This window comes from Selenobaculum gibii, assembly GCF_030273445.1.
Taxonomy (GTDB): domain Bacteria; phylum Bacillota; class Negativicutes; order ICN-92133; family ICN-92133; genus Selenobaculum; species Selenobaculum gibii.
Window position 1 is genome coordinate 1,369,610 of the sequence record NZ_CP120678.1, and the last position, 19,200, is coordinate 1,388,809.

20 protein-coding genes are annotated in these 19,200 nt (G+C 33.2%); 2 read left to right on the plus strand and 18 right to left on the minus strand.

Going from position 1 to position 19,200, the window contains the following annotated elements; translation table 11 throughout:
* Positions 1-51: 51 nt before the first annotated feature.
* The 16 genes from ftsY to P3F81_RS06635 all read right to left on the minus strand — a co-directional run bounded on the left by ftsY (position 52) and on the right by P3F81_RS06635 (position 15,457).
* Positions 52-969, minus strand: coding sequence for a signal recognition particle-docking protein FtsY (gene ftsY / locus P3F81_RS06560; protein WP_147668818.1), 918 nt, complete (start codon positions 967-969; stop codon positions 52-54).
* Positions 970-992: 23 nt separating this feature from the next.
* Entirely contained in the window at positions 993-4,532 is a 3,540-nt protein-coding gene (smc, locus tag P3F81_RS06565; RefSeq protein ID WP_309320190.1) for a chromosome segregation protein SMC, read from the minus strand.
* A 93-nt stretch (positions 4,533-4,625) separates the two neighbouring features.
* A complete protein-coding gene (locus tag P3F81_RS06570; protein WP_147668822.1) occupies positions 4,626-4,886 on the minus strand; it encodes a stage V sporulation protein S in 261 nt (86 codons plus the stop codon).
* Positions 4,887-4,940: 54 nt separating this feature from the next.
* Complete coding sequence (locus tag P3F81_RS06575) at positions 4,941-6,008, minus strand: elongator complex protein 3 (protein ID WP_147668824.1); 1,068 nt, start codon at positions 6,006-6,008, stop codon at positions 4,941-4,943.
* A 44-nt stretch (positions 6,009-6,052) separates the two neighbouring features.
* Complete coding sequence (gene rnc, locus P3F81_RS06580; RefSeq protein WP_147668826.1) at positions 6,053-6,775, minus strand: ribonuclease III; 723 nt, start codon at positions 6,773-6,775, stop codon at positions 6,053-6,055.
* A gap of 12 nt (positions 6,776-6,787) precedes the next feature.
* On the minus strand, positions 6,788-8,032 hold the full coding sequence (fabF, locus tag P3F81_RS06585; protein ID WP_147668828.1) for a beta-ketoacyl-ACP synthase II: 1,245 nt from the start codon (positions 8,030-8,032) through the stop codon (positions 6,788-6,790).
* 14 nt (positions 8,033-8,046) lie between these two features.
* On the minus strand, positions 8,047-8,991 hold the full coding sequence (locus tag P3F81_RS06590; RefSeq protein ID WP_147668830.1) for an NAD(P)H-dependent flavin oxidoreductase: 945 nt from the start codon (positions 8,989-8,991) through the stop codon (positions 8,047-8,049).
* An 80-nt stretch (positions 8,992-9,071) separates the two neighbouring features.
* Positions 9,072-9,302, minus strand: coding sequence for an acyl carrier protein (locus P3F81_RS06595; protein WP_147668833.1), 231 nt, complete (start codon positions 9,300-9,302; stop codon positions 9,072-9,074).
* Positions 9,303-9,337: 35 nt separating this feature from the next.
* On the minus strand, positions 9,338-10,081 hold the full coding sequence (gene fabG / locus P3F81_RS06600; protein WP_147668836.1) for a 3-oxoacyl-[acyl-carrier-protein] reductase: 744 nt from the start codon (positions 10,079-10,081) through the stop codon (positions 9,338-9,340).
* Position 10,082: 1 nt separating this feature from the next.
* A complete protein-coding gene (gene fabD, locus P3F81_RS06605) occupies positions 10,083-11,027 on the minus strand; it encodes an ACP S-malonyltransferase (protein ID WP_147668840.1) in 945 nt (314 codons plus the stop codon).
* An 18-nt stretch (positions 11,028-11,045) separates the two neighbouring features.
* Positions 11,046-11,945 carry an enoyl-[acyl-carrier-protein] reductase FabK gene (gene fabK, locus P3F81_RS06610; RefSeq protein ID WP_418627449.1) on the minus strand — a complete coding sequence of 300 codons (900 nt, stop codon included), beginning with the start codon at positions 11,943-11,945 and terminating at the stop codon, positions 11,046-11,048.
* Positions 11,946-11,995: 50 nt separating this feature from the next.
* Positions 11,996-13,000 (minus strand): beta-ketoacyl-ACP synthase III, encoded by a 1,005-nt coding sequence (locus P3F81_RS06615; protein WP_147668843.1) that lies wholly within the window; start codon positions 12,998-13,000, stop codon positions 11,996-11,998.
* Positions 12,987-14,009 (minus strand): phosphate acyltransferase PlsX, encoded by a 1,023-nt coding sequence (gene plsX / locus P3F81_RS06620; RefSeq protein WP_147668846.1) that lies wholly within the window; start codon positions 14,007-14,009, stop codon positions 12,987-12,989. The genes P3F81_RS06615 and plsX overlap by 14 nt, the downstream gene beginning before the upstream one ends.
* A gap of 16 nt (positions 14,010-14,025) precedes the next feature.
* On the minus strand, positions 14,026-14,580 hold the full coding sequence (gene fapR / locus P3F81_RS06625) for a transcription factor FapR (protein WP_147668849.1): 555 nt from the start codon (positions 14,578-14,580) through the stop codon (positions 14,026-14,028).
* Positions 14,581-14,725: 145 nt separating this feature from the next.
* Positions 14,726-14,908: a 50S ribosomal protein L32 gene (gene rpmF / locus P3F81_RS06630; protein WP_147668852.1), complete on the minus strand. Its 183-nt coding sequence runs from the start codon at positions 14,906-14,908 to the stop codon at positions 14,726-14,728.
* 39 nt (positions 14,909-14,947) lie between these two features.
* Entirely contained in the window at positions 14,948-15,457 is a 510-nt protein-coding gene (locus P3F81_RS06635; RefSeq protein WP_147668855.1) for a YceD family protein, read from the minus strand.
* A 152-nt stretch (positions 15,458-15,609) separates the two neighbouring features.
* Here P3F81_RS06635 and P3F81_RS06640 point away from each other — a divergent pair, with 152 nt between their 5' ends.
* Positions 15,610-16,851 (plus strand): nucleotidyltransferase, encoded by a 1,242-nt coding sequence (locus tag P3F81_RS06640; RefSeq protein ID WP_147668858.1) that lies wholly within the window; start codon positions 15,610-15,612, stop codon positions 16,849-16,851.
* 78 nt (positions 16,852-16,929) lie between these two features.
* The gene (gene ylbJ / locus P3F81_RS06645; protein ID WP_147668862.1) at positions 16,930-18,159 is read left to right on the plus strand and encodes a sporulation integral membrane protein YlbJ; all 1,230 of its coding nucleotides are present in this window, start codon (positions 16,930-16,932) and stop codon (positions 18,157-18,159) included.
* 56 nt (positions 18,160-18,215) lie between these two features.
* Here ylbJ and P3F81_RS06650 read toward each other — a convergent pair whose 3' ends face one another.
* Positions 18,216-18,662, minus strand: coding sequence for an ATP synthase subunit B family protein (locus P3F81_RS06650; protein ID WP_147668865.1), 447 nt, complete (start codon positions 18,660-18,662; stop codon positions 18,216-18,218).
* 13 nt (positions 18,663-18,675) lie between these two features.
* A complete protein-coding gene (gene coaD, locus P3F81_RS06655) occupies positions 18,676-19,176 on the minus strand; it encodes a pantetheine-phosphate adenylyltransferase (protein WP_147668868.1) in 501 nt (166 codons plus the stop codon).
* Positions 19,177-19,200 lie beyond the last annotated feature (24 nt).

Sequence of the window (19,200 nt, forward strand, 5' to 3'; positions counted from 1 at the left end):
TCACTTGACATTAAATATTATACAAGAGTAAATAATCCATGTCAAGCCTTTTTACTTGTCGATAAATAAAGCTTCCGCAAAAGAGTCAGCGTCAAACGGTCGTAAGTCGTCAATTCCTTCTCCTACACCAATCCATTTTACAGGAATATCCAATTCTGCTTTCATTCCAATGACAACTCCACCTTTAGCTGTTCCATCTAATTTAGTTAATACAAGACCTGAAATTCCAGCAGCTTTTGAAAAAATTTGTGCTTGATTAATTGCATTTTGTCCTGTTGTTGCATCTAAAACTAATAGTGTTTCATGGGGCGCCTTAGGAATTTCTCGCTGAATTACCCGTGTGACCTTTTTCAATTCTTCCATTAAATTATATTTAGTATGTAAACGCCCTGCTGTATCAATAATTAAGACATCTACTTTTCGTGCTTTCGCAGACTGAACTGCATCAAAAGCAACTGCAGCAGGATCAGCTCCTTCGGTATGTTTGATAACATCAACGCCAACTCGATTTCCCCAAATTTCCAACTGATCAATCGCAGCAGCTCTAAAAGTGTCAGCGGCTGCAAACATAACACTTTTTCCTTCCTGCTTATAATAGTTGCCCAATTTTCCAATCGTCGTGGTTTTGCCAACTCCGTTCACACCAATGACCAAAATCACGATTGGTGTATCATCTGTAATTTTCTCTTTTACAGTAGTTCCACCTAATATTTCACTAATTTGCTTTTGAATAAATGGTTTTAAATCCTCAGGATTTTTAATCTCTTTACTCTTGATTCCTTTACGAATCTCTTTCATTAAATAATCTGTCGTTTTTACCCCCACATCGGCCATAATTAAGGCCTCTTCCAATTCATCCAAAAATTCATCATCAATTTTTGCATATCCAACAATAATTTGTTCAATTTTTTCGGTAAAACTTTGACGTGTTTTTTCCAATCCTTTTTTTAACTTATCAAAAAAACCCATATTTCAAATCCTCCATATATTGCTTAAGCTTCTTCTAATTTAACTGAAATTATTTTAGATATCCCGGTATCATCAACAGTCACCCCATGCATAGTATCGGCAGCTTCCATTGTTCCTTTACGATGTGTAACAACTACAAACTGAGTATGAATAGAGTAATCTCGTAAAAATTCGCTAAAGCGCTTTAGATTTGCTTCATCAAGAGCCGCATCTACTTCATCTAATACAACAAATGGACTCGGACGAAATGCTAGAAAAGCAAATAATAACGCAATTACAGTTAATGCTCTTTCCCCACCAGATAAAAGTGATAGGTTTCTCATTTTTTTATCTGGCGGCTGGACGTAAATCTCAATCCCACTCTCAAGAATGTCCTCATCTATTAATGCAAGTTTTGCTTGCCCACCCCCGAAAAGCCGTATATATATTTTTTGAAAATTATCATTAATCGCTTCAAATGCCATTTTAAATTGTTTAGTCATTGCAATATTCATATCTTTTATAATGCCTAATAAATAGTTTTTTGCAACAATTAAATCCTCTGATTGCTTTTTCATAAAGGAATATCTAGATTGTAATGCGTCATATTCTGAAATTGCATTCGGATTAATCGGTCCTAATTCTTTAATTGAAAGCTCTAAGTTGTTAATTTTATCTTGTACTTCTTTAATATCCACGCATGCATCTTGATCATCTTCTGCAAAATCTATTAAAGAATACTCCTGTTTCAACTTTTCTGAATATGTATTTACTTCATGATTATATTTCATAAAATCAATATCTAATTTATATAACTCTTCTTTTATTTCATTATGATTTTTCCGCAATTTTTGTGCGTTTTTATCATTTTCTTGTATTTGCGCTAATTTACTAAGTTTTATCTGATAATAATTTGAATAATCTTTAGCTACGCTTGTTTCCAATAACTTCAATTCACTATTTACTAATTCTTCCTGTTCAATCTCTTGTTGATATTTTTTTTGATTCCCTTGAAATTCAAAAAGTTTTAAACTTAATTCTTCTATTAAATAAACAAGCTGATCTTCATTTCGCTTATATTCGTTCTTTAATAAATTTTTATTGTTAAATTCCCCTTTAAGTCGATTATATTCAATTTTTAAGTTTAATAAATTTTTATTTTCCGACTCATAATTAGCTTTTAAATTTGCTAAAGTATTTTCTATTTCTATATTTTGTTTATTTTTATTTTTGATTTGTTCTTCACAATTTCCAATTTCCTGCAAATATATTTTTCTTGTTTTTTCAAGCTGATCCATTTGTATTTTAGTATTTTGTAATTCTTCTTTTAAAATTTGATTTTTTTCCTCAATATTTTTCAAATCATCTACAACTTTTTGACTATTAATTTTTAAAGTTTCCTGTTTAAGATAATATGTATTCAATTTTTCTTTCAACTTTTCCATTGAGAAAAAATTACGATCGATTTGACCTTTCTTTTCAATTAATAGTGTATCTAATTTTTCATTTTCTGTACATAAATCTTTTATCAGTAAATCTAATTTTTTTATTTCCTCTAAGCGATTAAAAAAATCCATCTCATTTTTTTTACTACTTCCGCCTGATATTGCCCCACTTGGATTGATTACTTCTCCGCCTAAAGTAACAATTCTAATTCGATTCGTTTTAATAATCTTTAATGCTGTATCAATCGAATCTACCACAAGTGTTCTACCCAAAAGATTTTCCACCGCTTTTTTATATTGCACATCAAACGAAACTAATTGATGTGCTAGCCCAATTACGCCAGGTATTTGTAAAATCTTTCTATCTAGTTCTAATCTATTCACTTGCAATAAATTTAATGGTAAAAATGTCACCCTGCCAACCTTTTCTTTTTTCAAAAAGGCTATCGCCTGTTTTGCAACCAATTCATTCATCGTAATAATATTTTGCAGATTTCCTCCCAATGCTACCTCTATGGCAGTAATATATTCTGCTGGTACTTTTATCAATTCTGCAATAACTCCACATATGTCTTTTCGCCAAGCACATTGGCTTTTTAACACTAATCTAACAGCTTTATTAAATCCATCATAATTTTCTTGTAATGACGTTAAAAATTTAAATCTATTTTGTTTTTCAATTAACATCATTTTTGTCTTTTTATTCTTTTCTTCTACTTCATCTAGTTCCTTATGAAATGCATGACTTTGCTCTTGCGTTTTTTGAAGTATTCCTTCCTTTTGCAAAATCAAATATTTCAACGCATTTACTTGACTATTGATAAAACGCGTATTATAGATACAAACACTTCGCTTAGATGAAAAATTTATTAGTTCTTGGTTAATTTTATTTAAACTAACTTGCGCAGAATTCATATTTTCTGCGATAAGGTTTAATTTATTACGTTTTTCCATTAAATCTGTAAAATTAATTAATGCATCTTCTTTATATTTTCCTAAACTTTTTTCGTTATGATTTATCGCTTTTTCTATATTTTCTTGTCTATTTTCAAGAATCCGAAGTTCTTCATTTGTTATCTTTAATTTAGATTCTATGTCTAGACTATCATCTGCGAGCATTTTAGACTTTATCTTTAAAGCCTCTAAGTCAGCTTTTTTCTGTGTTATCTCTAAAGTTGTATGATCAAGTGAGTTTTGTGCTTGTACAATCCTATCTTTTGCAATAATTATACAATTTTTATTCTTTTCTATTTTGAACGAAATCTCTTGCTTATATTCATTTAACCCTTTTAATTGTGTATCAATTTCTAAAATTTCATTATTAAATTTAGTCTTATCAACATCGTTTAAGGTTAATAAATTTTCTAGAGATTTTAGGTTAAGATTCAAAGAATCTTTTTTTTCGATGATACGGTTTAACTTTTTTTTGCTAATCAAGAATTCATGTTTTATGCTTTTTATTTTGTAGTTTTGCAATGAGTCAAATAATAGATTATATTGTCTTGTCTTGTTGGCACTTTCTTTTAACGGTATACATTGTATTTCTAACTCATTTAAAATATCAGTCACTCTTAAAATATTTTGTTCCGTATCCGTTAATTTTCTAATAGAATCTTTTTGGCGAGTTCGGTATTTAGTAATCCCCGCAACCTCTTCAAAAAATGCTCTTCGCTCTTCAGGACGACTATTTAAAATTTGATCAACTTTATTTTGGCTAATCACACTCATCGCATCTTTTCCTAATCCCGTATCAAAAAAAAGTTGATGAATATCTTTTAGCCTACATGCTACTTTATTAATATAGAATTCACTTTCACCTGAACGAAAAATTCTTCTCGTCACAACGACTTCCTGGTACTCTAACGGTAAAACTCCATCAGAATTATCAAATATTAAAGAAACTTCAGCTACGCCCGATGCTCTTTTATTACTACTGCCTGAAAAGATAACATCTTCTGTTTTCACTCCACGCAAGTTCCTAATATTTTGTTCTCCTAAAGCCCAACGAATCGCATCCGTAATATTACTTTTACCACTCCCGTTTGGGCCGACAATCGCCGTAACCCCCATATCAAAATCTAATTCAACCTTGTCAGCAAAAGATTTAAATCCATATGATTCTAGCTTACGCAACTGCACCACGTTCACCAACCCATTATTTCATACTATCGTATTGATATTATACACTATTTTAATAATGATTAGCAAAAAGTAGTAGCTAATTGCTACTACTTATCGCCTCTCAATGATAAATTTTATTCCCGTACAAATATTCCCATCTATACTGGTTTCAATAAAGGCGGGAATAAAAACTAAATCAAAACCATTTGCAGCAACAAACCCTCTGGCTATTGCAATAGATTTAACAGCTTGATTAACTGAGGCCGCACCAATTGCTTGCATATGAACCTTACCATCATTTCTTAGGGAAGCAGTTAATGCCCCTGCTACCGCTTTTGGATTAGACTTATTAGATACTTTTAATATATTCATATCACCGATCCTCCAATTTTTAAGGATTACAGTTCAGAATATTCTTTGTAAAAATTAAATATTACTTATCAAATTTATATTTAGTGTATAGATTTGATTATCACATTTAATTTTTATAAAATTTTTCTCATTTGCTTCTTGAGAAAATTTTAAATTAAAATAAGGAAAGATTCTTGACCATTTCTTAATATTAGAATTTTTATTTCCTCTAATTTTAGAAGTAAGACGATTAGAGTGAAAAATGATAATTTCCTGTTTTAAAAAATTTTTTTTATATAAATTAATTTTTTCCAAAAATTTTGTAATGCTTAAATAAAATATTTCAGCTTGCACTAATTCGCCAAAAGCAGGATGATAGGGACCTGCGAGTACGTTAGCGGAATTTAAATTTTCAGTTGCTTGTAATCCCATTCTAATAATTGGGATCTGATGATTATCTAATAAAATTTTTAATATTGAACAATACTTGATAGATTCATCTAAGGATAGCGGAGTATATTGATTTTCGCAATAAAGTTTTGCTAATTTTGTATGATTTAAAACAACCGTTGGATAAATTCTTACAAAGTCAGGCTTCAATTCAATAATATTTCGAATTGTTAATAAACCTTTTAGCAGTGTATCTTTCGGTAACCCTGGCATAACCTGTAATCCCAATTTAAAGTTAGCATACTTTCGAATTGCCGCTACCGCTAGTTCCACGTCTTCCTTCGTATGCCCACGACAAGATTTTTTCAGAACTTTATTATCTAAAGATTGAACTCCCAGTTCAATAATTGATACTCCATATAATATCAGGTTTCTTAAAATTAAATCATCTATTGCATCTGGCCTCGTTGAAATACGAATTGCTTGGATTTTGTCTTGTTTTAAGAATTCATAGGCAGGATTTAATAGTTCTTGTTGCTTTTCTATAGATAATGCGGTAAAACTTCCTCCATAAAAAGCTACCTCAATAAAAGCTGCATAATTTAACCTTTCTAACCAGTCAAGAATTATTTTCCTTACATGATATTCATTCACCGTTGTTTGGCTGCCTGTAATTTTATGTTGATTGCAAAACACGCATTCATTTGTACATCCATAATGTGGGATAAAAACAGGAATAATATAACGTTTCATAATGAATACTCCTAAAGAAAAATGGATGACGTAAAGTCACCCATTTATATATTTATTTTATTTATCTTAAGTAAAGCTTCTTTTGCAGCACATTGCTCTGCCTCTTTTTTACTTTTTCCAAAACCAGAACCACTTTGATGTTGGTTAATAAAAACTGCAATATGAAACAATTTATCATGATCAGGGCCACTTTCAGAAATCAACTCATAATGAATCTTACTGTCACTATTCTTTTGAACAACTTCTTGTAATAAAGTCTTATAGTCTTGTACATATTTACCTTTTTTTACTATATCTAAATCATCTTTTAATTGCCCCAATACAAAGCTAGTAGCATTATCAATCCCTTGATCCAAATATATTGCACCAATGATTGCTTCAAATGCATCAGCTAAAATTGATGCTCGATTACGCCCACCTGTAGCCAATTCGCCCTTCCCGAACAGCAGATGTTTCCCAACATCTAATAAATGAGCCCTTTTTGCTAAAGTAGCCTCACAAACAACGCTAGCTCTCGCTTTTGTTAATTCACCTTCTGGCAGATTAGGAAAATTACAATATAAATAACTACTAACTATTAACTCTAAAACTGCATCACCTAAAAATTCTAGCCTTTCATTATGAATTACATGAAGTTTTTTTACTTCATTTGCATATGAAGTATGCGTTAATGCTTGATGCAAAAAAGAAATATCAAAAAACGTTATTCCTAATGTATGAGAAAATGTATTAAGTTCATCTTTTCTTTCTTCATTTAAAGTGTTCATAGCAATAAATGTTTACTTAACAAATTTTTTTAATAAAATGGTAGCATTATGTCCACCAAAACCAAAGGAGTTAGATAATGCTGCATTTACTTTGCATTTTCTTGATTTATTAGGAACATAATCTAAATCTAGTTCTGGATCTGGTTGTTCATAATTAATAGTAGGAGGAACCTCATCATTTTCAATAGTTAACGCTGTAGCAATACATTCAACTCCGCCAGCAGCTCCTAGTAAATGTCCAGTCATAGATTTAATAGAACTTACTGCTAAATTATATGCATGATCTCCAAATAAATCTTTAATTGCTAATGTTTCATTTTTATCATTCATTGGAGTAGATGTTCCATGTGCATTAATATAATTAATTTCTTCTACATTCATTCCAGCATCAATAATTGCACGTCTCATACATTTAGCAGCTTGAACTCCACCAGGAGATGGAGCTGTAATATGATATGCATCTGAATTAGATCCATATCCAACCACTTCTGCATAAATATGCGCCCCTCTAGCTACCGCATGATCAAGACTTTCTAATATAACGACGCCTGCCCCTTCACCCATAATAAATCCACTTCTATTTTTTTCAAATGGGCGTGACGCTACTGTAGGGTTATCATTATGTTCTACAGACATAGCTTTCATTGAGCAAAATCCAGCCACTGCTGCTGGTGAGATACAAGCCTCAGTTCCTCCAGCAACCATAACATCAGCTTCACCATATTGAATTAGTCTAAATGCATCACCTATAGAATTTGTCCCAGTTGCACAAGCCGTTACCACACAACTACTAGGACCTTGGAGCCCAAAAACAATAGACGTTTGACCAGTAGCCATATTACCAATCATCATTGGAATAAAAAATGGACTTACTCTACTAGGACCTTTTTCAAATAAACTTACATATTGAGAGTGCAAGGTTTCAATTCCACCAATACCTGTCCCAATAATAACTCCGATACGTTCTTTATCCTCTGATTCTAAATCAATTTTAGAATCTTCAAATGCCATTTTTGTAGCTGCAACGGCAAATTGGGTAGATCTATCCATGCGTTTAGCTTCTTTTTTATCAATATATTCTGTTGGATCAAAATCACGTACTTCGCCAGCAATTTGTGTAGTATATCCAGTTGCATCAAATCGTGTAATTTGATTAATGCCAGATTTTCCTGCTAATAAGGCATTCCAAAAGTTTTCTTTTCCAATACCAATCGGAGTAATAGCTCCAATCCCAGTAATAACAACTCTATTTTTCAATCAAAGCACCTCACTTAATTTGTAACTTCAGCTTCCTTAAGAAGCTGAGCAAAAATTTCTTTTACTGATAAAATTTCTTCAATTTTATGAATATACTCCCCAGTAAATACAAGTCCATTTTCGACATCACCTTGTTGCGCTCGAATTAAGGCCTTGATTATGCAAAAATTCTGTTTGCATTTTTTTAAGCAAGCATCACATTTATCTATAGGAGAAATTCCATTCATTATCTTTTCAGCAAATGGATTTCGTACAGCACGACCTGGAAGCCCTACTGGGCTCTGTATTACAACAACGTCTTCCGGCCTAGCTTTTAAATAAAATTCTTTCAACGCTGGTGCTGCATTTGACTCTTCACTCGCAGCAAAGCGAGTTCCCATCTGAACACCATCAGCACCAAGTTTTATTAAATCTACAATGTCATATCCTGACATTGCGCCACCAGCGGCGATAACAGGAATATTGACAGCCTGTCTAATTCCTGGAATTAACGACTTTACTGATTGATCTGTTCCTAGGTGTCCACCAGCTTCTTTTCCTTCAACAATTACAGCCGTCGCACCCAAGTTTTCTGATATTTTAGCCAACTTTACAGATGATACAATTGGTACAATTGGTGTATTTGACTCCTTACCCAATCCAAACATATCACGTGAAAATCCAGCACCAGCAACAACTAGATCAATACCTTCACTTATAGCTGTCTTAACTAAATCACTAAATTTACGTGCAGCTACCATAGCATTTATTCCAATAACACCAGAAGTAAGTTTTCTAGCTAATCTAATTTCATGACGTAATTCATCCATTGACATACCAGATGCGGCAATAAGTCCAATTCCACCAGCATTAGCTACTGCAGCAGCCAATCTAGCAGTTGATAATCTAATAGCCATTCCACCCTGAATAATCGGCACCTTTGCAATTTTTTCACCAATTTTTAATTCTGGAAGTTTCACGAAATAATTCCTCCATTCAATAAAACATCACCTCAATAAAGTCCCGCTTTAGCGGGACTTTCAGAGAGTGATAAACTACATTATTTATTTTGCTCTATGTAGTTAACAGTATCTTTCACAGTTTTAATTTTTTCAGCTACTTCATCTGGAATTTCAACACTAAATTCTTCTTCAAATGCCATGATTAATTCAACAATATCAAGAGAATCAGCACCTAAATCATCAATAAAAGTAGAATCAATAGTAACATCATCGGCTTCAACACCTAATTGTTCTACTACAATTTCTCTAACTTTTTCAAAAGTTGACATACATTCACCTCCCTCCAAAGGTTGTTTCATATATATTACATTACCATGCCACCATCAACATTCAAAGTTTGCCCAGTAATGTAAGATGCATTATCAGAAACTAAAAACATTACAGCTTTAGCAACATCATCTGCTTCACCAAATCTTTGCAATGGAACTCTATTACTTAACTCTCTTTTTACTTCTTCAGATAAAATCGCCGTCATATCAGTAGCAATAAACCCCGGAGCAACTGCATTAACCGTTATTCCACGCGATGCCAATTCCCGTGCCATTGATTTTGTAAATCCAATAACACCAGCTTTAGCTGCTGCATAGTTTGCTTGACCAGAGTTCCCCATAATTCCAACAACTGAAGTCATATTCACAATCCTACCAGATTTCTGTTTCATCATCAATCTAGAAACTGCCTTTGTGCAAAGAAATATTCCCTTTAGATTTGTATTTAATACATCATCCCAGTCAGATTCCTTCATTCTCATTAATAATGAATCTCTAGTAATACCTGCATTATTTATTAGTATATCAATTCTTCCGCATTCTTTAACAACTTCTTGAATCATTTCTTCAACTGCATCTGCTTTAGAAACATCTGCTTGAATTAAAAATGACTTTCCACCAAAAGAGTTAATTTCACTTTCAACAGATTGCGCTGCTTCTTGATTTCCAGCATAATTTATTACAACTAAAGCACCAGCTTTTGCTAATAAAATTGCGATTGCTCTACCAATTCCGCGCGATGCACCAGTAACTAGAGCAACCTTACCATCTAAATGCATTTTAACGAACCTCCTTGAAATAATCAAGAGTTTTTTCTAAGGAGGTAATATCTTCGACATTTAAATTTATGATTAATTTATCAATTTTCTTATTAAAGCCATTTAAAACTTTTCCCGGACCAACCTCAATAAAAGTCTTAGCACCTTGTTCTACTATCTCAGCAACGCAGTCTTCCCACTTTACAGGACTAGCCGCTTGTTTAACTAATAAATTTTTAATTGTAGCGGCATCATGCATTACTTTACCATTAACATTCGCTACTACCGGGATTTTAGCATCACGAATTTCTACTTTGTCTAATTCAATGGCTAACTTTTCTGCTGCTGGTTGCATTAATAAACTATGAAATGGAGCACTTACTGGTAACATTACAGTTTTTCTAGCACCTGTATCTTTTAAACAGTTACAAGCTTCTTCTACGCCACGAGTAGTTCCTGCAATAACAACTTGCCCCGGACAATTAAAATTAACGGCTTGTACTGATTCTCCATTGTTCGAAATTCTTTGACAAATTTCAATAATCTTCTCTCTATCCATACCTAATATTGCAGCCATTCCGCCTTCCCCCAAAGGCACAGCCTCTTGCATGAATTTACCACGTTGGTGAACAAGATATACAGCATCTTCAAAATTTATTGCGCCGGCAGCTACAAGTGCAGAGTATTCACCTAAACTATGCCCTGCAACAATATCAGGACTTAATCCTTTTGACTTTAACACCTCAAAACATATAACACTCATTGTTAAAATAGCCGGCTGTGTATTATATGTTTTTCGCAGTTCCTCTTCCGGTCCATTAAAACACATATCTTTAATAGAAAAACCTAATGCTTTATCAGCCTTTTCAAATAAATCTTTAGCTATTTCATAATTTTCATATAATTCTTTTCCCATTCCTACAGTTTGAGAACCTTGTCCAGGAAAAACAAAAGCAATTTTATTCATCTGATCGCTCCTATTATATTATTTTTGAAACGTATTGTTTAATTTTTCTTTTACAGGATAAATCCCTTTAATTAAATTTTGCATAATATCATCCACAGATTCAATTGAGCTAATTAATCCAGAAATTTGTCCAATCATAACCGATCCATTATCAATATCACCTTTGTGAGTCGCTAAATGCAGTTTTCCCGCACCCAACTGTTCTAACGCTTCTATACTTGCCCCATTTTTTTCGAGCTCTAAATATTCACGCGTTAATTTATTTCCGATTACACGAACAGGATGCCCAGTGCTCACGCCCGTAACAACAGTTGATCGATCTTTAGCTTTCAGAACAGCATTTTTATAATTTTCATGGGCAATACATTCTTTTGATGCAACAAATCGCGAACCGATTTGTACTCCTTTCGCCCCAAGTGCAAATGCCGCTGTAATCCCACGTGAATCAGCAATCCCACCGGCTGCTATAACAGGAATATTTACAGCATCTACAATTTGAGGAACTAATGCCATTGTTGTAATTGTTCCAATATGTCCTCCACTTTCCATTCCCTCTGCAATTACAGCATCTACACCGATTTTCTCCAATCGTTTTGCTAACGCAACTGACGCAACTACTGGAATCACCTTACTGCCGATTTCTTTTAATGCCGGAATATATTCTCCTGGATTTCCCGCACCAGTAGTAACTACAGGCACTCTCTCATCAATTACAACTTCCATAACCTCTTTTACAAAAGGAGACATCAGCATAATATTTACACCGAAGGGCTTTTGCGTAAAGCTTTTAGCCTTTCGTATTTCATTTCTTAATATATCCGGCGGCATATGCCCTGCACCAATAATACCAATTCCTCCAGCGTTAGATACGGCAGCAACCAATTCAGCTGTACCAATCCAAGCCATTCCACCTTGCATAATCGGATATTCTATATTTAATAAATCACAAATAGTATCATTAAACAAAACTATTCCTCCTTCGACCATTTCAATACACAAGATGCCCATGTCAGCCCTGCACCAAATCCGACTAAAACTATAATGTCACCTTTTTTAAAATGGCGTTCTTTCACAGCTTCTGCAAGCGCAATTGGAATTGAAGCTGCAGAAGTATTTCCATACTTATTAACATTAACAAAAACTTTATCCATTGGCAAGTGTAAACGTTTTGCTGCCGATTTAATAATGCGAATATTTGCTTGATGTGGGATAAGACAATCCACATCCTTAGTATCCAAACCTGCGTCTTCTAAAGCTTTATAAGCAGCCTCGCCCATAATTTTAATTGCAAATTTAAAAACTTCATTACCATTCATATGAATATAATGCATTTTATTTTTCACTGTTTCCAAAGTTGCAGGATAAAGACTTCCTCCTGCTGGCATATGCAAGAATTCAGCTCCAGAACCATCTGCACCTAATTCTACACCAAGTATCCCATATCCTTCTTCAACAGGACCAAGAACAGCTGCACCAGCACCATCCCCAAATAATACACAAGTATTACGATCTTCCCAGTTTGTAATTTTCGATAAAGACTCCGCAGCAACAATTAGAACCTTTTTGTACATTCCAGATTGAATAAATTGACTTCCTACACTCATGGCATATACAAAACCAGAGCAAGCAGCCGATAAATCAAAAGCTGCTGCATTTACCGCTTGTAATTTATTTTGTACTACACAAGCCGCCGACGGGAAAACCATATCAGGTGTCAAGGTCGCTACAATAATAAGGTCTATTTCTTCTGGCTTAACCCCTGCATCAGCTAAAGCATTTTGCGCCGCTTTCACTGCAATATCTGAGGTTGCTATATTGTCATCGACAATTCGGCGTTCACTGATTCCTGTCCGATCTATAATCCATTCATTATTCGTATCAACCATTTTCTCTAAATCCGCATTTGTTACCACTTTTTCTGGTGCATAGTACCCAGTGCCTATTATTCCTACTCCAAATTTATTCTTTGACATTTTCTACATCGGCCTCCTTTATTACATTCTCCTTAATATGCTGAACCACATCATTTTTTATATAATTACAAGTTATTCCAACTGCACTTCTAATCGCTTTGGCTTTTGAACTTCCATGACAAATAATAAAGCACCCATCTACCCCTAATAAAGGTGCACCACCATATTCAGCATAATCGACACGTTTACTAAGCTTTTTAAGACTTGACTTTAATACTAAAGCCGCCAATTTTGAGAATATATTACTATTTTTTATCGCATCTTTTAGCAAATCAATCATTGTTTTTGCTAATCCCTCGGCAAATTTTAAAACAATATTTCCTACAAAGCCATCACAAACTACAACGTCAACAGTTCCTTTAGGAATATCTCTTCCTTCAACATTTCCAATGAAGTTAATTGTTTTTAAGCTTTGTAAAAGAGGATATGTCGATAACGCCTGTTCATTTCCTTTTGTAGGTTCCTCTCCTATATTTAGCAAACCAACTTTCGGATTATGTATACCAAAAACATATTTAGCATATATTGCCCCCATAATGGCACTCTGCTTTAATTGGTTTGGTTTACTATCAACATTCGCACCAGAATCTAACAATAAAGTTATTCCTTCACTGTTAGGTAGTGGAGTCGCAATTGTCGGTCTATCAATCCCAGAAATACGCCCTAAACCAAGAAGTGCCGCAGCTACAGCAGCACCAGTACTTCCAGCGGAAAGAACCGCATCACATTCTCCTGTCTTTACCAATCTTGTAGCTACAACAATCGAAGAATTTTTTTTTCTTCTTACAGCTGCACCAGGATGCTCTCCCATTTCAATTACTTCATCTGCATGATAAATCGAAATTTTATTTCTATTCCAATTAGGTTTAGTCGCTAAAACTTTATTAATTTTTTCTTTATCTCCGACTAAAACTAACTCGCAATCAAATTGTTCTGTAGCCTCTATAGCACCAAGCACAATTTCTTTTGGCGCATCATCACCGCCCATTGCATCAATTGCAATTTTCATAAAGAAATGCCCTCCATTAATCTAATGAAACCATAATAAATTTAGCACGAAATACTTCTTGACATGCATTTTTTATTTTTACCCAAACAAAATATTTATTACCTCTTTGCTTTACAATCTCTGCTTTTGCGATCAATTTTTCACCGACTTCTATCGGTATTTTATACTTTATATTTGCCACTCCAGTTACAGCGGCCGGCGCATCAATTACTGCTAAAGCCAAAGAATTTGCTTGAGAAAAGACATGATATCCCCTTGCCACTTTTGTTTTTTCAAAAACCATATCTTCTGTAACAGTCATTAAAGATATTCCGCTTTTGCCTAATTCTAAATCTATAAGCTCTCCTACAACATCTCTATTAGATATTGATTTAACTTTTAATTGCGCATCTTCTGCCATTTTTTTTATGCGTTCGCGCAATTCTGGAACCCCTAGTTCTAACCTATCTAAACGAATTGTCTGAATACTAACGTGTAAACGTTTTGACAACTCTTCATCAGTTAAAAAAGGGGTTTCTTGTATATATTCTAATAAAAATCGTTGTCTATCAGCTTTCTTCATCCGTGCCATACTACTATCACCTATTTTTAGTATCAGGTACTATAATCAAGTCATTGTGTCCATTATAAAACATATCAATACTAAAAATCAAGAAAAATAAAAATAAAATGAGCAATATATAAGTTAACTTATATATTGCTCATACTAGAAATTTTTATTCAGCTTCTACTTTAACTACTTCTTTACCATCGTAGTAACCACATTCAGAACATACACGATGTGGCATTTTAGGTTCATGACATTGCGGACATGCAATAAGACCAGGAACAGTTAATTTCCAATTCGCGCGACGTTTATCACGACGAGCTTTAGACATTTTACGTTTAGGTACTGCCATTTATTACACCTCCTTAAATCAACTCAGGCAATTAAACCTTTACCGCTTATTTAAAAGCTTTTGTAATGCTGCAAGCCTCGGATCAACAATGTGTCTATCGCACCCACATTCTTCATCATTCAGGTTCGCACCACATTTCAAACACAATCCGCGACAATCAGGACTACATATATTATTCAGTGGTTGCGACAGCAATATCGTCTCACGAATTAAATTCGCAATATCAACTTCGTTTCCACTAAAACAAATTACTTCTTCCCCGACGTCCTCATCGCTCACTTCTGCTTTACACTCTTCAAGAAAACTCAACATTTGCTTTTGAGAAAAATATTCTAAACAACGATCACATTGAAAAGATTTAGTAAAACTGATATCCCCAGAAATCCTAAAGCAAGTTCCCGTATATAAAACTTCTCCCTTAATATCAACATTACCATCTATGGTATATTGACTAACATTTATATCAAGTTCCTCTGCTGAAGTCGTAAAGCTAAATATGTAAGCTTTCCCAACATTAGTTTTAGGTTGCACGACATTAATTTTCATCATTTCCACCTCAACCTCAATCTATTATAGCGATACGAAAGAAAAATGTCAAGATTTTTATCTTTTAAATAAATATAATATAGTTTTATCTATATTTAGTAAGAAAAAATGTTAAAATAGATTTTATCTAAAATAAATACAGGGGTGAAGTCTTTATGTCTATATTAGGCATTATCGCAGAATACAATCCATTTCACAATGGTCATCAATTCCATTTAAATATTTCAAAAGAGAAAGTACAACCATCTGGAATCATATGTGTTATGAGTGGAAATTTTACTCAAAGAGGTGAAATAGCTTTGCTAGATAAATGGAGCAGAGCTGAAATGGCAATAAAATGCGGAGTAGATTTAGTTATAGAGCTTCCATTTGTGTTTACGGCACGCAGTGCTGAATCATTTGCAAGTGGCGCTATAAGATTGTTAGATGCCTTAAAAATCGTTAATACCGTTTCTTTTGGTACAGAAATTTCAAATTATAATTTGCTAAATAGTATTGCTCTCATTTCAGAAAACACAGATTTTTTACCCCTCTTTAAAAAGCACCTAAAATTCGGGAAAAGCTATCCGCAAGCATTAGCAACATCTATTAGTTCACTACTAAATATCTCGCCTGAAATAATTTCTAAACCGAACAATATATTAGCGATAGAATATTTAAAAGCAATTCATCAGTATAATTCCGCTATCCAGCCTTTGCTAATTGAACGCTCTATAGCTCAACATAATGACACAAGCATAGCTGATGTTATTGCTAGCGCATCTGCTATTAGGCATCAAATTTTCACCAATCCGCAAGGTTTATCGGCGGTAAAAAACTGTATTCCTATTTCAACTTATAATGTAATGATGAACCGATTACAAGAAAATTTGCTTCCTTCTCTAGATAACTTATCAATTCCACTACTTGCAAAGTTACGCAATACTACCATATTAAATCTTCAAGAAACTCCTGGAATAGCCGAAGGTTTAGAACATAAAATATTTAATGCTATGAATATATCGACTTCTTATGAATCATTACTTGAAAATATTAAAAGCAAACGATATCCAAATTCTAGGTTGCAAAGAATTTTACTTCATTTTCTAATAGGTACAAAAAAAAATTCCTTACACTCCTTTGACAAAAGCGGACCTTTATATGCTAGAGTTTTAGGTTTTAATCAAACGGGAAGAGCTTTATTAAAGAAAGTAAAACAACACTCCGATATTCCTATAATAACCAAAGTAAGTAAACACATTACATCTAAAGATAAAAACAATTCAAATCTAACAGATCTACAAAAAATGTTATTACTAGATATTTATGCAACCGACTTATTTTTTCTTAGTCTTCCAGATTCAAAAAAACATATTGGAGGATTAGATTTTTTAAACAGTCCTATTTTTTTAATTTAATATTACATTAAAAGCTTCTCAAAAACCATTAATTTGAATATGAATTATTAAAATTAATTTTGAGGAGTATAAAATTCAATGAAAACCATTAAACATTCCAAAATAATTACTTATTTATTTGCACTAGGTCTAATTTTCATGACCATTTCAATAATCGCTAATCCAAAAATAACTTTTGATGCAGCAATTTCTGGGATAAGTTTATGGTGGAACGTAATCTTCCCGTCTTTATTACCTTTCTTCATTCTTTCGGAACTTCTCATGGGTATTGGAGTTGTAAATGCCATAGGCGTTTTTCTTGAACCCTTAATGCGTCCCGTTTTTAATGTTCCTGGTGTAGGTGCTTTTGCTTTATCTCTTGGCCTTGCTTCAGGATATCCAATGGATGCAGTTATAACTAGTAAGTTGAAAAAAAACAACCTTTGTTCTTCTATTGAAGCGGAACGATTACTTGCATTCAGTAATACAGCTGATCCATTATTTATCTTTGGCGCAGTGTCCGTTGGAATGTTCCAGTCTCCTGAGTTAGGCATGATTTTAGCTTTGGCCCACTACTCTTCTAGTATAATTATAGGATTCATTTATAGTTTCTATGGAAGAAATAAAGATCAAATTTCTTCCTGCGTAAAACCCTATAATAATATTTTTAAACGTGCATTTCAGGAATTATATTTATATAGACAAAAAGACCCCCGTTCCATTCCTAACCTACTAGGAGACGCTATTAGAACTTCAATGAACACTATCTTATTAATCGGTGGATTTATTGTTATTTTCTCAGTTTGTCTGAATTTATTATCAGCAATTGGTATAATCGCATATTTAAATCTTTTCTTTGCTAATCTTTTGACAATTATAGGATTTAGTGATACTCTTTCACAAGCATTAAGCTTTGGATTATTCGAAATAGATTTAGGTGTATTAGCTGCAAGTCAAGCAGATTGCCCTTTAACTGAAAAAGTTGCAATTGCAAGCGCAATTATTGCTTGGAGTGGTTTATCTGTACATGGGCAAGTAGCAAGTATTGCAACTGAATCCCACATTCGAATGTTTCCCTATATAATCTCTCGTTTTTTACATGCAATTTTCTCAGCAATTCTAGTTCTTTTACTTATGGGACCAGCAAATTTCATCACTCAACTGTTTTTATCCCCTGATATTACCGTTACAAAATCAATTCATTCATTGTCAGATTGGATCTTAAGAATAGATTTTATCGCATACCAAACATGTCTTATATTGCTTGTTATGTTCATCTTATCTATGTTTTTTTTATTTTTAAAAAAGTTATTTTATATTCAGAAATAAATATAATGCGTTCTAAATATTTAGAGCGCATTATATTTTTATAGCTAAACTTCAAGTTATTTAATTTTTTTTAATTCAACATGTGCTTGTCTTATTGTTTGAAGCGCAGTATTTAAATTTTGATCTAACTGACTAAAAACTGCATCTGCATATTCAAAAGCATCACTACGCAATGCTTCGCGTTCCTTCTTCGTTGCATCCATTAAATCTTTTGCACTTTCTTGAGCTTTTTTGGCTATAATATGATCATTTATTAAAGAATCTGCCCTATTATGAGCCATCTCAACGATTTTTTTAGCTTCCTCCTCAGCCTCAGCTAAAATATGATTTCTTTCCTTTACGATATTTTGTGCATCTTGAATTTCATTTGGAACATCACGTCTTAATGCATCTAAAAGAGTCACTAAATCATCTTCTTCTATTACTCTCTTGTTCGTAAAAGGTACCCTACCTGCTTCTAGAATCAACTGTTCCATTTTATCCAAAAAGTCTTCAATGGTCATTAATAGCACCATCCTATCTATTCATTTGTTTTTTCAAATCAGAAATTCTTTGTTTTATTTTTATTTCTACATACTCGGGCACGAGTCCTTTAATATTTCCATTGAAATTTGCTAATTCTTTAATTCCCGACGAGCTTAAAAACGAATACTCATTACTCGTCATCATAAATATCGTCTCAATTTCAGAATCTATCTTTTTTAATAATAAAGCTCGCTGAAACTCATATTCAAAATCACTAATCGCTCTTAAACCACGAACAACAATTTTAGAATCATTTTCTCTAACATATTCATTTAGTAATCCACTAAAACAATCTATTTTTATATTTTTTATATGTTCAGTAGATTTTTTTAATAAATCTACACGTTCTTCCATCGTAAACAACGGTTTTTTGTTTGGATTGTGAAAAACTCCAACGATAAACAAATCAAACATTCCACTTGCTCTTTCAAAAATATCAATATGTCCGTTGGTAACAGGATCAAAACTCCCTGGACATACAGCAATCCGCATAATTTTACCTCTCCTTTTACTCTT

Bases quoted from the DNA above. Each gene is read 5' to 3' on its own strand.
- ftsY (WP_147668818.1), bottom strand. From the start codon at position 969: ATGGGTTTTTTTGATAAGTTAAAAAAAGGATTGGAAAAAACACGTCAA.
- P3F81_RS06570 (WP_147668822.1), bottom strand. From the start codon at position 4,886: ATGAATATATTAAAAGTATCTAATAAGTCTAATCCAAAAGCGGTAGCA.
- P3F81_RS06575 (WP_147668824.1), bottom strand. From the start codon at position 6,008: ATGAAACGTTATATTATTCCTGTTTTTATCCCACATTATGGATGTACA.
- rnc (WP_147668826.1), bottom strand. From the start codon at position 6,775: ATGAACACTTTAAATGAAGAAAGAAAAGATGAACTTAATACATTTTCT.
- P3F81_RS06595 (WP_147668833.1), bottom strand. From the start codon at position 9,302: ATGTCAACTTTTGAAAAAGTTAGAGAAATTGTAGTAGAACAATTAGGT.
- fabG (WP_147668836.1), bottom strand. From the start codon at position 10,081: ATGCATTTAGATGGTAAGGTTGCTCTAGTTACTGGTGCATCGCGCGGA.
- fabD (WP_147668840.1), bottom strand. From the start codon at position 11,027: ATGAATAAAATTGCTTTTGTTTTTCCTGGACAAGGTTCTCAAACTGTA.
- fabK (WP_418627449.1), bottom strand. From the start codon at position 11,945: ATGCAAGGTGGAATGGCTTGGATTGGTACAGCTGAATTGGTTGCTGCC.
- P3F81_RS06615 (WP_147668843.1), bottom strand. From the start codon at position 13,000: ATGTCAAAGAATAAATTTGGAGTAGGAATAATAGGCACTGGGTACTAT.
- plsX (WP_147668846.1), bottom strand. From the start codon at position 14,009: ATGAAAATTGCAATTGATGCAATGGGCGGTGATGATGCGCCAAAAGAA.
- fapR (WP_147668849.1), bottom strand. From the start codon at position 14,580: ATGGCACGGATGAAGAAAGCTGATAGACAACGATTTTTATTAGAATAT.
- rpmF (WP_147668852.1), bottom strand. From the start codon at position 14,908: ATGGCAGTACCTAAACGTAAAATGTCTAAAGCTCGTCGTGATAAACGT.
- P3F81_RS06635 (WP_147668855.1), bottom strand. From the start codon at position 15,457: ATGATGAAAATTAATGTCGTGCAACCTAAAACTAATGTTGGGAAAGCT.
- P3F81_RS06640 (WP_147668858.1), top strand. From the start codon at position 15,610: ATGTCTATATTAGGCATTATCGCAGAATACAATCCATTTCACAATGGT.
- ylbJ (WP_147668862.1), top strand. From the start codon at position 16,930: ATGAAAACCATTAAACATTCCAAAATAATTACTTATTTATTTGCACTA.
- P3F81_RS06650 (WP_147668865.1), bottom strand. From the start codon at position 18,662: ATGACCATTGAAGACTTTTTGGATAAAATGGAACAGTTGATTCTAGAA.
- coaD (WP_147668868.1), bottom strand. From the start codon at position 19,176: ATGCGGATTGCTGTATGTCCAGGGAGTTTTGATCCTGTTACCAACGGA.